Raw genomic sequence first — 12,430 nt, 5'->3', positions numbered from 1 at the left:
ATAAATTATTATTACAATTACAATGCGTACAGGTACAGTAAAATTTTTCAATGAGTCTAAAGGTTATGGATTCATTACAGACGAAGAAACAGGAAAGGATATCTTCGTTCACGCTTCAGGAATTAACGCGGAAGAATTACGCGAAGGTGACCGTGTAAGCTATGAAGAAGAAGAAGGAAGAAAAGGGAAAGTTGCTGCTAAAGTAGCAGTAATCTAAGAAAAATATAGCAATTTATTTTTTTTGCCTCTGAATGGTCTCAGAAGACGTCCCGAAGTATCGGGACGTTTTTTTTTGAGCTATTTCTTAAAAAAATATTAAAATTCTTGGGCGTTATTTATAATCAATAAAAATTAGGCAAAAACGTCGTTCTGCACCCTACTTAAAACCTTTTTTAGCTTGTGTTTTACAGACTTGAAAGTTATCTTTGTGGCTCACTTTTCAAGTAAAAAAACGAAGCTTATGCAATCTGATCAATACAGTTACATTCCTATTTTAATGCAGTTTATTCTAGCTGTTGGTTTTGTGGTAGGAACAATCATTATTTCTGGAAAATTAGGGCCAAAAAGATCCTCTGAAGTTAAAGATCAAAATTTCGAATGTGGTATCGAATCTGTTGGTAACGCTCGTATTCCATTCTCTGTAAAATACTTCTTAGTTGCTATTTTATTTGTATTGTTCGACGTAGAGGTTATTTTCCTTTATCCTTGGGCAGTTAACTTCAAAGACTTAGGAATTGAAGGAATGTTAAAAATGATTGTTTTCATGTCTTTACTTTTAGTTGGTTTCTTCTACATCATCAAAAAGAAAGCATTAGAGTGGGAATAAAACGATTTTAGATTTTAGATTTCTGATTTTAGATTAATCGTCTGAAATTAAAATTTAGAATTTAAACTTAATTAAATTAATACTGATTTAAAAAATTGATTTTACCTTTTACGATTTCAAAAAAATCTAAAATCTAAAATCAGAAATCTAAAATAAAAATGAGCGATTCAAAAGTAAATATGGTTTCACCGCCAGAAGGAGTTACTGGTGAAGGTTTCTTCGCTACAAAACTTAGTGATGTTGTTGGTTTAGCAAGAGCCAATTCATTGTGGCCACTTCCTTTTGCAACTTCATGTTGCGGTATCGAATTCATGGCAACTATGGCATCTCATTACGATTTAGCTCGATTTGGTTCTGAGCGTGTGAGTTTCTCACCGAGACAAGCAGACATGTTATTGGTTATGGGAACCATTTCTAAAAAAATGGCACCTATCTTAAGACAAGTTTACGAGCAAATGTCAGAACCTCGCTGGGTAATTGCTGTTGGAGCGTGCGCTTCTTCAGGAGGAGTATTCGATACGTATTCTGTTCTTCAGGGAATTGACAAAGTAATTCCGGTTGATGTTTACGTTCCGGGATGCCCGCCAAGACCAGAACAAATTGTTGATGGAGTAATGAGACTTCAGGAACTGGTAAAAAGCGAATCTGTAAGAAGAAGAAGCTCACCAGAATATCAAGAATTATTAGCTTCATATAATATCTCATAAGATGGCTTTAGAAAACACCCTGATCCAAGATAAACTTACTGAAACATTTAATAACGATGTTTTCAACTTTCAGCAAGAAAGAGATATTTTTTCTTTAGAAGCTTCAGCTGATAAAATTACACCGTTGATTCTATTCCTTAAAAACGATCCAGAATTAAAATTTCATTTCTTAACTGACTTATGCGGTATTCATTATCCGGATAATGAAAGTGAGCGTCAGTTTGCAGTTGTTTATCATTTACACAACTGGTACGAAAACAAAAGATTAAAAATCAAAGTTTTCTTAAACGGTGAAAAACCAGAAATTAAATCGGTTTCAAATATTTTCTTGAGTTCAAACTGGATGGAAAGAGAAACTTACGATTTCTTCGGGATTAACTTTATAGGACATCCTCAATTGAAACGTATTTTAAATATGGACGAAATGCAGTCTCACCCAATGCGAAAAGAATTCCCATTGGAAGACAGCGGAAGAACAGATAAGGATGACCGATTCTTCGGAAGAACAACATCAAATTGCTAAAAAATAATTCAACATTATAAAATGTCAGAACTATTATTACCACCAGAGCATCGTTATGCTAAAATAATTAAGGAGAGACTAAACGAAGATGGAAGCGAACTTTCTGTACTAAATTTAGGTCCAACTCACCCTGCGACTCACGGTATTTTCCAAAACATCCTATTAATGGATGGTGAAAAAATTCTTGAGGCTGAGCCAACTATTGGCTACATCCACAGAGCCTTCGAAAAAATTGCCGAAAATCGTCCTTTTTATCAAATTACACCTCTTACAGACCGAATGAACTACTGCTCTTCTCCTATTAATAATATGGGATGGTGGATGACAGTAGAAAAACTATTGGGTATTGAAGTTCCTAAAAGAGCGCAGTACTTAAGAGTTATCGTTATGGAGCTGGCTCGTATTACGGATCACATTATCTGTAACGGGATTTTAGGTGTAGATACTGGTGCGTATACTGGTTTCTTATACGTTTTTCAATTTAGAGAGAAAATCTACGAAATCTACGAAGAAATTTGTGGAGCTCGTTTGACTACCAATATGGGAAGAATCGGTGGTTTTGAAAGAGACTGGTCTCCAGAAGTTTTCAAAAAACTAGATAAATTCCTAGAAGAATTCCCTCCAGTATGGCAGGAATTCCAAAACCTATTCGAGAGAAACAGAATTTTCCTTGACAGAACTGTAAACGTAGGTGGAATCACTGCTGAAAAAGCAATGGCTTACGGATTTACAGGTCCAAACTTACGTGCTGCAGGCGTTGATTATGATGTACGTGTTGCACAACCTTATTCATCTTACGAAGATTTTGATTTTATTGTTCCTGTTGGAAAATCAGGAGACACTTATGATCGTTTCTGTGTTCGTAATGCTGAAGTTTGGGAAAGTTTAAGCATTATTCGTCAGGCTTTAGAAAAAATGCCTCCAGGAAACGAATATCACGCTGAAGTTCCAGATTACTACCTTCCTCCAAAAGAAGATGTTTATACTTCTATGGAATCTTTAATTTATCACTTTAAGATTGTAATGGGAGAAGTTCCTGTACCAGTTGCAGAAATCTATCACCCAGTAGAAGGAGGAAATGGAGAAATCGGTTTCTATTTAGTAACAGACGGAAGTAGAACTCCATATAGATTACATTTCAGAAGACCATGCTTTATTTATTATCAAGCATTCCCAGAAATGATTAAAGGTGCCATGCTTTCTGATGCAATTATCATCCTTTCAAGTTTGAACGTAATTGCAGGAGAATTGGACGCCTAAAAATTTAGATTTTAGATAATAGAATTTAAATTAAAAAATTTGTGCCTTTGCGCCTTTGTGGCAAAACAAGAATAAAATGGAAAGAAAACATTACAAACAAGAAATAAATATGACTGAGGCATTGATGAACCGCATCAATGAATTGATCAGTCATTATCCTGAGGGCAAACAAAAATCGGCTTTATTGCCTGTTTTGCACGAAGTTCAGGATGCACATAACAACTGGCTTAGTATTGAACTTCAAGATAAAGTTGCCGAGATTCTTCAGATAAAACCAATTGAGGTTTATGAAGTGGTTACTTTCTATACGATGTTCAACCAAAAGCCAATTGGTAAGTACATGTTTGAGTTCTGCCAGACTTCTTGTTGCTGTTTAAGAGGTGCAGAAGATTTAATGGATTATACTTCTGAAAAATTAGGCATTAAAATGGGCGAAACGACTCCAGACGGAATGTTTACCATTGCTGGTGTAGAATGTTTAGGTGCTTGCGGATACGCTCCGATGATGCAGTTGGGAGATTTCTACAAAGAGAAACTGACAGAAGAAAAAATCGATCAGATCATTGCTGATTGTAGAGAGGATAAAATAATATTACACGATAAATAAGATGTCACAAAAAATATTATTAGATAAAATCAATATTCCTGGAATTAAAACCTACGAAGTTTATCGCCAAAACGGTGGTTACGCTTCTGTAGAAAAAGCTTTAAAAACATTAACTCCAGACGAAGTAACTGAAGAAGTAAAAAAATCAGGATTACGTGGTCGTGGTGGTGCGGGTTTCCCTGCCGGAATGAAATGGAGCTTTATTGACAAAAAATCAGGAAGACCAAGACACTTAGTGTGTAACGCCGACGAGTCTGAGCCTGGAACATTCAAAGATCGATTTTTGATGGAATACATTCCTCACTTATTGATCGAGGGAATGATTACTTCTAGCTACGCTTTGGGTGCTAACTTATCTTATATCTACATTCGTGGAGAATATATGTGGGTTTTCAAAATCTTAGAAAGAGCAATCGCCGAAGCAAAAGCTGCCGGATGGTTAGGAAAAAATATATTAGGAACAGGTTATGATCTTGAACTTCACGTTCACTGTGGAGCTGGAGCTTATATCTGTGGAGAAGAAACAGCATTAATCGAATCATTGGAAGGTAAAAGAGGAAATCCTCGTATTAAACCACCTTTCCCAGCTGTTTCTGGTCTTTGGGCAAATCCAACGGTAGTAAACAATGTTGAAACTATTGCGACAGTGCCATGGATTGTAAACAATTCTGGTGACGATTATGCAAAAATTGGTATCGGCCGTTCAACTGGTACTAAATTAATTTCTGCTTCAGGACACATCAAAAACCCTGGTGTTTACGAAATTGAATTAGGTTTAAGTGTTGACGAATTCATGAATTCTGATGAATATCTAGGAGGAATGTCTTCAAGTCGACCTTTGAAAGCTTTTGTTCCTGGAGGTTCTTCTGTGCCAATCTTACCAGCTGAATTGATTTTCAAAACAGCAAACGGTGAAGATCGTTTAATGACTTACGAATCTTTAAGTGATGGCGGTTTTGCTACCGGATCTATGTTAGGTTCTGGAGGATTTATTGTTTACAACGATACTGCTTGTATCGTTAGAAACACTTGGAACTTTGCTCGTTTTTACCACCATGAATCTTGCGGACAATGTACACCTTGCCGTGAAGGAACTGGATGGTTGGAAAAAATCTTATGGAGAATTGAAAACGGTCAAGGCCGTGAAGAAGATATCGAATTATTGTGGAGCATTCAAAGTAAAATTGAAGGAAACACAATCTGTCCTCTAGGAGACGCAGCTTCTTGGCCAGTAGCGGCTGCAATTCGTCACTTTAGAGATGAATTCGAATATCATGTTCGTTTCCCTGAAAAAATCAAAAATAGAGATCACTTTGTCGCTGAACCTTTTTCACAAGTGAAGCATTTAGTTGGCGGTAAAGCAATCGTATAAAAATAAAAGCAGAAAGTTATAAAGTTCATAATGTTAAAAAGGACAGCAATTCTTTTCAATATTCCGACTTTCAACAAAAAAGTTTAAAATAGTTTAAAGTTTCAAGTTTTTTTAGTTTCAAGTGAAAACGTGAAACCTGAAACCTGAAACTAAAAAAACAAATAAAGAGATGAAAGTAACCATAGACGGTCAAAGTATAGACGTAGAACCAGGAACAACGATCCTGCAGGCTGCACGTATGATTGGTGGAGATTTGGTACCGCCAGCCATGTGCTATTACTCAAAATTAAAAGGCAGCGGCGGAAAATGTCGTTGTTGTTTAGTTGAAGTTTCTAAAGGTAGTGAAGCTGATCCAAGACCAATGCCAAAATTAATGGCATCTTGTGTAACAGGATGTATGGACGGAATGGAAGTAAACAGTAAATCTTCTGCCAGAGTTACCGAAGCGCGTAAATCTGTAACAGAATTTTTATTGATCAACCATCCATTAGACTGTCCAATTTGTGATCAGGCGGGAGAATGTGATCTTCAAAATTTAAGTTTTGAACACGGAAACCCAAAATCACGTTATATTGAAGAGAAAAGAACATTTGAACCAGAAGATATTGGTCCAAATATTCAACTGCATATGAACCGCTGTATCTTATGCCAAAGATGTGTACAAGTTGCAGATCAATTGACAGACAACAGAGTTCACGGAGTATTAGATCGTGGTGACCACGCTAATATTTCAACTGGAATTTCTAAAGCAATCGACAATGAATTCTCTGGAAACATGATTGACGTTTGTCCAGTTGGAGCTTTAACAGATAAAACTTTCCGCTTTAAATCAAGAGTTTGGTTTAACAAACCTTACAACGCACACAGAGAATGTACTACTCCGGGATGTTGTGGCAAAACTACCGTTTGGATGTTTGGTGGAGAAATTCAACGTGTAACGGGTCGTAAAGACGAGTACCACGAAGTAGAAGAATTCATCTGCAACAGCTGTCGTTTTGATCACAAAGATGTGAATGACTGGGTTATTGAAGGGCCAAGAGAATTTGAAAAAGATTCTGTTATCAACCAAAATAACTATACTCAGAAATTAGAGAAAGTTACCATCGATACTGAAAAGAACATTCTTTTAGGTAGAGATATCGACCGTAAAAAGATTAGTATGGCTGCAATTCCATTAACGGATAAAGATCAAAAATAGTAAGAAATGGAAAGTGCATTTATTATAGAAAAAAGTGTTGTTATTGTTGTCGTTTTTGCGGTAACAATGATTATGGCGATGTATTCTACTTGGGCAGAACGTAAAGTTGCTGCTTTCTTGCAAGACCGTGTTGGACCAAACCGTGCTGGATGGGGAGGTTTATTACAGCCACTTGCAGATGGTATGAAATTATTCTCTAAAGAAGAGTTTTTTCCAAACACACCAAATAAATTTTTATTCGTTGTAGGTCCTGCAATTGCGATGAGTACAGCGTTAATGACAAGTGCTGTAATTCCGTGGGGAGACAGACTTCACCTTTTCGGAAGAGATATTATTCTTCAGGCTACAGATATCAATATCGCTTTATTATACATTTTTGGAGTTCTTTCTGTTGGAGTTTATGGAATCATGATTGGTGGATGGGCTTCAAACAATAAATTCTCTTTGATGGGAGCAATTCGTGCGGCATCTCAAATGGTTTCTTATGAAGTTGCCATGGGATTATCGATGATTGCTTTACTGATGATGACTGGAACAATGAGTTTAAAAGAAATTTCATTACAGCAGTCAGAATGGCACTGGAATGTATTATATCAGCCATTATCCTTTTTAATTTTCTTAATCTGTTCTTTTGCTGAAACTAATAGAACACCTTTCGATTTAGCAGAATGTGAGAACGAGTTAATTGGAGGTTACCATACAGAATATTCGTCCATGAAAATGGGATTCTATTTGTTTGCTGAATATGCTAGTATGTTTATTTCTTCTACTATTATTTCTGTTTTATTTTTTGGAGGATACAACTATCCTGGAATGCAATGGATGGTAGAAAATGTTGGTGTAAATACAGCTAACTTATTAGGAATCGCGGTACTATTTGCTAAGATATGTTTCTTCATATTCTTTTACATGTGGGTTCGTTGGACCATTCCAAGATTTAGATATGACCAATTAATGCACTTAGGCTGGAGAATTTTGATTCCGCTTTCGATCGTTAATATCATGATTACCGGTATTGTAATATTAAGACACGATATTGCAGCTTTCTTAGGATTCTAAGAACCGTACTAATTCACAAATAAAAAACAAAAATAGATTCAAATCTGAATATTCAATTTTTGAATCATAAACTATACTAGTAAAAATGTCAATAGAAACTATATCATTATCGGGTAGAAAGAAGGTGGTGTCAAATAAGGACATGACTTTTATTGAACGATTGTATCTTGTGGCGATTGTAAAAGGTTTGTTTATTACGGTGAAACACCTTTTTAGAAAAAAAGTTACCATTCATTATCCGGAGCAGGTTCGTGAAATGAGCCCCGTTTATCGTGGTCAGCACATGCTGAAACGCGATGAGCAAGGTCGTGAAAACTGTACAGCTTGCGGATTATGTGCTTTATCTTGCCCAGCAGAAGCAATCACTATGAAAGCAGCTGAACGTAAAGCAGATGAAAAACACTTATACAGAGAAGAGAAATATGCTGAGATCTATGAAATCAACATGCTTCGTTGTATTTTCTGTGGTTTATGTGAAGAAGCTTGCCCTAAAGATGCTATCTATTTGACAGAATCTAAAGTTTTAGTGCCTGCTAACTACAACAGAGAAGATTTCATTTTCGGGAAAGATAAATTAGTAATGCCTTTAGAAATGGCTTTGAAAAACGCTCAACTTAAAAACGCTAACTAAATGATACATATTCCTGATTTTGCACACGCAACAACTGTCCAAGTTATCTTTTGCTTTTTAGCGTTTATTACCGTTATTACTGCTTTCCTGACTATTTTCAGCAGAAATCCAATTCACTCAGCTATTTACTTAGTGATTTGTTTCTTCTCGATTGCCGGTCATTATTTATTATTAAATTCTCAGTTTTTGGCAGTAGTTCATATCATAGTCTACTCTGGTGCTATTATGATTCTGTTCCTGTTTACAATCATGTTGATGAACCTAAACGAACAGCGAGAAGTTCACCGTCCTAGAATTACACGTTTAGGAGCAATTGTTTCTTTCTGCTTAATCTTGATTGTTTTAATCACAATCTTCATTAACTCTAAACCAATTGTTGGAGAATACGATTCTACAGGAGAAGATTTCCAGTCTATTAAAGTTTTAGGAAAAATTTTATTGGATGAATATATGGTTCCATTCGAATTTGCTTCGGTTTTACTTCTGGTTGCCATGATTGGAACAGTTCTATTGTCTAAAAAAGAAAAATTAAATAAATAATGGGTAATATATTAAATCAAATAGGTATTGAAAACTACATCTTTTTGAGTGTTGTACTTTTCTGTATTGGTATTTTTGGTGTATTGTACAGACGAAATGCTATTATCGTTTTCATGTCTATCGAAATTATGTTGAATGCGGTGAACCTTTTATTTGTTGCTTTTTCAACTTATCATCAAGATGCACAAGGACAAGTTTTTGTGTTCTTCTCGATGGCGGTTGCTGCAGCCGAAGTTGCGGTAGGATTGGCCATTTTAGTTTCTATCTTTAGAAATATTGGATCAATCAGTATCGATAATTTAAAAAATTTAAAAGGATAATCAGAAATGGATACCAATTTAGCTTTAATTTTAGTTTTAACTCCTTTACTAGGTTTTCTAGTAAATGTCTTTTTTGGAAAGAGCTTAGGGAAAACAGTTTCTGGTGCAATCGGGACTGTTGCTGTAGCGATTTCTTTTGTAGTTTCTCTTTTACTTTTTAATCAAATAACTTCAACTGGAAAAGGAATTGAGGTTACTTTATTTGATTGGATTCAAATCAGCAACTTAAAAATCAATCTTGGATTTTTATTAGATCAATTGTCAGTTCTTTGGTTACTTTTTGTAACTGGAATTGGATCTTTGATTCACTTATACTCTATCAGTTACATGCATGATGATGAGAATATGCACAAGTTTTTTGCGTATTTAAATCTATTCGTTTTCTTTATGATTACGCTTGTAATTGGAAGTAACTTATTAGTTCTTTTCATCGGATGGGAAGGTGTTGGACTTTGTTCTTACCTATTAATTGGATTCTGGCATAAAAACCAGGATTACAATGATGCTGCAAAAAAAGCTTTCATCATGAACAGAATTGGAGATTTAGGTTTATTAATCGGAATGTTTATCATCGGAACGATGTTCTCGACATTAGATTATGCAACTTTAAAAACTGTAATTGCTGGAGCTACTAACTTAAATTTACCATTACTTTCTTTAGCTGCTTTATGTTTGTTTATTGGAGCTTGCGGTAAATCTGCTCAAATTCCGTTATACACTTGGTTACCTGATGCGATGGCTGGACCAACTCCAGTTTCTGCATTGATCCACGCAGCTACAATGGTTACTGCTGGTATCTTTATGGTAACAAGATTAAACTTTGTTTTTGACCTTGCAACAGACGTTCAAACTGTAATTGCAGTTATTGGAGCTATTACTTCATTAGTTGCGGCTACAATTGGATTAGTTCAAAACGATATTAAAAAAGTATTGGCTTACTCTACAGTTTCTCAATTAGGTTTAATGTTCTTGGCATTAGGATTTGGAGCTTATGAAGTAGCGGTTTTCCACGTAATCACTCACGCTTTCTTCAAAGCATGTTTATTCTTAGGATCTGGATCTGTAATTCACGGATTACACGGAGAGCAAGATATGCGTAACATGGGAGGTTTGCGTAAAGCGATGCCAATCACGTTCTGGACCATGTTGATTTCTTCATTAGCAATTTCTGGAGTTCCGTTTTTCTCAGGTTTCTTCTCAAAAGATGAAATTTTATTGACCGCTTTCCACCACAGTATTCCATTATATGTTGTTGGATCTGTTGCATCAATTATGACGGCTTTCTATATGTTCCGTTTAATGTTCCTGACTTTCTTCAAAGAATTTAGAGGAACAGAAGAACAAAAACATCATTTACACGAAAGTGGTGCATTAATTACAATTCCGCTTATCATCTTAGCTATTTTAGCCACTTTTGGAGGATTAATTAGTTTACCTGGAAATAGCTGGTTAAATGAATACCTAGCTCCTCTTTTTGCAAAAGCAACAGAAGGCGAGCACCATTTAGGTACAACTGAATACACTTTAATGGGTGTTGCAGTTCTAGGTGGATTATTAGGAATTTTAATTGCTTACATAAAATACTTTAAACAAGATAATGTTCCTGAAGCTGATGAAAACATTACTGGTTTAAGCAAAGTGTTATACAACAAATATTATGTTGATGAAGTTTACGATGCTGTATTTGTAGCACCAGTTAACAGCTTATCTAAATTCTTTAGAGATTATATCGAAACAGGATTATCAGCTCTTGTATTTGGATTAGGTAAAATAGCAAACGAAATTGCTTTCCAAGGAAAAAAATTACAAACCGGAAGTATAGGATTATATCTATTTGTTTTTGTTTTAGGACTTTGTGCAATTGTTTCCTATATATTTTTAGCTCAATAATATTATTACTATGAACGTTTCTACTATATTAATTATACTTTTAATTGGTGCATTTGCCACTTATTTTTCTGGTGACAAACTAGCTTCAAAAGTTGCTTTACTTTTTAGTTTAGTTGCTTTAGGATGTTCAATTGTATTATTGAATAATTATTCGACTGGCGAAAATATCAGCGTAATCAACAGCTGGATTACTCAGCCAAAAATTTCTTTTGCTTTAAATGCAGACGGACTTGGACTTGCAATGGTTTTATTAACCGCAGCTTTGACTCCGATTATTATATTTTCTTCTTTCGGAAATGAATACAAAAATGCTAAAGCTTTTTACGGCCTAATCTTGTTCATGTCTTTTGCTATGACAGGAACTTTCTTAGCTTCTGATGGTCTTTTATACTATATTTTCTGGGAGTTAGCGCTTATTCCAATTTACTTCATTGCTTTGATCTGGGGTAACGGCGATGCGGAAGAACGCAGAAAAGCAGTAGTTAAATTCTTTATTTACACACTTGCTGGTTCGTTATTCATGTTAACTGCTTTTATCTATTTATACCAAAAAGCAGGTTCTTTCTTAATTGAAGATTTATACAAATTAGATTTATCTGCTTGCGAACAATTATGGATTTTCTTGGCTTTCTTCTTAGCTTATGCTATTAAAATTCCAATTATTCCTTTCCATACTTGGCAGGCAAATGTGTACCAAAAAGCGCCAACAGTTGGAACAATGCTTTTATCTGGTATCATGCTGAAAATGGGATTATACAGTGTAATTCGTTGGCAATTGCCAATTGCACCATTGGCTGCGAAAGAATACATGGATATTTTCATTGTGTTAGGAATTGCAGGTGTTATATACGGATCAATTGTTGCATTGAGACAAAAAGATCTTAAAAAATTATTAGCTTATTCTTCACTTGCCCACGTTGGATTAATTGCGGCTGGTTCTTATACTTTGACTCTTGATGGTTTAAGAGGTGCTGTTATGCAAATGATTGCTCACGGTTTTGTGGTAGTGGGATTATTCTTTGCTGCTGAAGTAATTTTCAGAAGATTTGAAACTAGAGAAATTGAAGCAATGGGCGGTATTCGTACGCAATCTCCAAAATTTACTTCAATGTTTTTAATCTTAGTTTTAGCTTCTGTTGCATTGCCAAGCACATTTAACTTTGTTGGAGAATTTACAGTATTATACAGTTTATCTCAAGTAAATATTTGGTTTGCAATTCTTGGTGGAACTACTATTATTTTAGGAGCTTACTATATGTTGAGAATGTTCCAACATGTAATGTTGGGCGAAACAAATTCGAAAACTTTTGCTGATGTTACGCTTAACGAAGGAATTTCATTTGCTGTAATCATTGCAGTTTTATTATTCTTTGGTTTCTATCCAAAACCAATTACAGATTTGATTACACCAAGCTTGGAAACTATTTTACAAGTTATCAATAAGAACTAATATTTTAAACAAAAAATAAATTAGGATTACACTTCAAATTGTAATCC

14 protein-coding genes are annotated in these 12,430 nt (G+C 35.1%); all 14 read left to right on the top strand.

Going from position 1 to position 12,430, the window contains the following annotated elements; genetic code table 11:
* The first annotated feature begins 22 nt into the window (after positions 1–22).
* The 14 genes from BM289_RS02275 (at position 23) to BM289_RS02210 (ending at position 12,383) form a co-directional block, all read left to right on the top strand.
* Positions 23–217, top strand: a complete 195-nt coding sequence (locus tag BM289_RS02275) for a cold-shock protein (RefSeq protein ID WP_007137066.1) — start codon at positions 23–25, stop codon at positions 215–217.
* Between the two features lie 243 nt (positions 218–460).
* Positions 461–826, top strand: coding sequence for an NADH-quinone oxidoreductase subunit A (locus tag BM289_RS02270; RefSeq protein WP_091490530.1), 366 nt, complete (start codon positions 461–463; stop codon positions 824–826).
* A 158-nt stretch (positions 827–984) separates the two neighbouring features.
* On the top strand, positions 985–1,533 hold the full coding sequence (locus BM289_RS02265) for an NADH-quinone oxidoreductase subunit B (RefSeq protein ID WP_091490528.1): 549 nt from the start codon (positions 985–987) through the stop codon (positions 1,531–1,533).
* Between the two features lies 1 nt (position 1,534).
* Positions 1,535–2,056, top strand: coding sequence for an NADH-quinone oxidoreductase subunit C (locus tag BM289_RS02260; protein WP_091490527.1), 522 nt, complete (start codon positions 1,535–1,537; stop codon positions 2,054–2,056).
* Positions 2,057–2,077: 21 nt separating this feature from the next.
* The gene (locus BM289_RS02255) at positions 2,078–3,316 is read left to right on the top strand and encodes an NADH-quinone oxidoreductase subunit D (protein WP_091490525.1); all 1,239 of its coding nucleotides are present in this window, start codon (positions 2,078–2,080) and stop codon (positions 3,314–3,316) included.
* A gap of 76 nt (positions 3,317–3,392) precedes the next feature.
* Positions 3,393–3,923 (top strand): complex I 24 kDa subunit family protein, encoded by a 531-nt coding sequence (locus BM289_RS02250; RefSeq protein ID WP_008466111.1) that lies wholly within the window; start codon positions 3,393–3,395, stop codon positions 3,921–3,923.
* Between the two features lies 1 nt (position 3,924).
* Positions 3,925–5,295: an NADH-quinone oxidoreductase subunit NuoF gene (nuoF, locus tag BM289_RS02245; RefSeq protein WP_091490524.1), complete on the top strand. Its 1,371-nt coding sequence runs from the start codon at positions 3,925–3,927 to the stop codon at positions 5,293–5,295.
* Positions 5,296–5,464: 169 nt separating this feature from the next.
* On the top strand, positions 5,465–6,493 hold the full coding sequence (locus tag BM289_RS02240; protein ID WP_091490522.1) for an NADH-quinone oxidoreductase subunit G: 1,029 nt from the start codon (positions 5,465–5,467) through the stop codon (positions 6,491–6,493).
* Positions 6,494–6,499: 6 nt separating this feature from the next.
* Positions 6,500–7,552 carry an NADH-quinone oxidoreductase subunit NuoH gene (gene nuoH, locus BM289_RS02235; RefSeq protein WP_091490521.1) on the top strand — a complete coding sequence of 351 codons (1,053 nt, stop codon included), beginning with the start codon at positions 6,500–6,502 and terminating at the stop codon, positions 7,550–7,552.
* An 85-nt stretch (positions 7,553–7,637) separates the two neighbouring features.
* Positions 7,638–8,183 carry a NuoI/complex I 23 kDa subunit family protein gene (locus tag BM289_RS02230; protein WP_091490519.1) on the top strand — a complete coding sequence of 182 codons (546 nt, stop codon included), beginning with the start codon at positions 7,638–7,640 and terminating at the stop codon, positions 8,181–8,183.
* The gene (locus BM289_RS02225; RefSeq protein ID WP_091490517.1) at positions 8,184–8,723 is read left to right on the top strand and encodes an NADH-quinone oxidoreductase subunit J family protein; all 540 of its coding nucleotides are present in this window, start codon (positions 8,184–8,186) and stop codon (positions 8,721–8,723) included.
* A complete protein-coding gene (nuoK, locus tag BM289_RS02220; protein ID WP_008466103.1) occupies positions 8,723–9,043 on the top strand; it encodes an NADH-quinone oxidoreductase subunit NuoK in 321 nt (106 codons plus the stop codon). Before BM289_RS02225 ends, nuoK begins: the two co-directional genes overlap by 1 nt.
* A 6-nt stretch (positions 9,044–9,049) precedes the next feature.
* Entirely contained in the window at positions 9,050–10,933 is a 1,884-nt protein-coding gene (nuoL, locus tag BM289_RS02215; protein ID WP_091490516.1) for an NADH-quinone oxidoreductase subunit L, read from the top strand.
* A 10-nt stretch (positions 10,934–10,943) separates the two neighbouring features.
* On the top strand, positions 10,944–12,383 hold the full coding sequence (locus BM289_RS02210; protein ID WP_091490514.1) for a complex I subunit 4 family protein: 1,440 nt from the start codon (positions 10,944–10,946) through the stop codon (positions 12,381–12,383).
* Positions 12,384–12,430: the final 47 nt, after the last annotated feature.

Origin of the sequence: Flavobacterium phragmitis (genome assembly GCF_900112575.1) — a bacterium.
Taxonomy (GTDB): Bacteria; Bacteroidota; Bacteroidia; order Flavobacteriales; family Flavobacteriaceae; genus Flavobacterium; species Flavobacterium phragmitis.
This window is presented reverse-complemented; position numbering and strand designations above follow the sequence as displayed.

What these genes read in the sequence shown, in the direction of transcription:
- BM289_RS02275 (WP_007137066.1), top strand. Translation starts at nt 23, where the DNA reads ATGCGTACAGGTACAGTAAAATTTTTCAATGAGTCTAAAGGTTATGGA.
- BM289_RS02270 (WP_091490530.1), top strand. Translation starts at nt 461, where the DNA reads ATGCAATCTGATCAATACAGTTACATTCCTATTTTAATGCAGTTTATT.
- BM289_RS02265 (WP_091490528.1), top strand. Translation starts at nt 985, where the DNA reads ATGAGCGATTCAAAAGTAAATATGGTTTCACCGCCAGAAGGAGTTACT.
- BM289_RS02260 (WP_091490527.1), top strand. Translation starts at nt 1,535, where the DNA reads ATGGCTTTAGAAAACACCCTGATCCAAGATAAACTTACTGAAACATTT.
- BM289_RS02255 (WP_091490525.1), top strand. Translation starts at nt 2,078, where the DNA reads ATGTCAGAACTATTATTACCACCAGAGCATCGTTATGCTAAAATAATT.
- BM289_RS02250 (WP_008466111.1), top strand. Translation starts at nt 3,393, where the DNA reads ATGGAAAGAAAACATTACAAACAAGAAATAAATATGACTGAGGCATTG.
- nuoF (WP_091490524.1), top strand. Translation starts at nt 3,925, where the DNA reads ATGTCACAAAAAATATTATTAGATAAAATCAATATTCCTGGAATTAAA.
- BM289_RS02240 (WP_091490522.1), top strand. Translation starts at nt 5,465, where the DNA reads ATGAAAGTAACCATAGACGGTCAAAGTATAGACGTAGAACCAGGAACA.
- nuoH (WP_091490521.1), top strand. Translation starts at nt 6,500, where the DNA reads ATGGAAAGTGCATTTATTATAGAAAAAAGTGTTGTTATTGTTGTCGTT.
- BM289_RS02230 (WP_091490519.1), top strand. Translation starts at nt 7,638, where the DNA reads ATGTCAATAGAAACTATATCATTATCGGGTAGAAAGAAGGTGGTGTCA.
- BM289_RS02225 (WP_091490517.1), top strand. Translation starts at nt 8,184, where the DNA reads ATGATACATATTCCTGATTTTGCACACGCAACAACTGTCCAAGTTATC.
- nuoK (WP_008466103.1), top strand. Translation starts at nt 8,723, where the DNA reads ATGGGTAATATATTAAATCAAATAGGTATTGAAAACTACATCTTTTTG.
- nuoL (WP_091490516.1), top strand. Translation starts at nt 9,050, where the DNA reads ATGGATACCAATTTAGCTTTAATTTTAGTTTTAACTCCTTTACTAGGT.
- BM289_RS02210 (WP_091490514.1), top strand. Translation starts at nt 10,944, where the DNA reads ATGAACGTTTCTACTATATTAATTATACTTTTAATTGGTGCATTTGCC.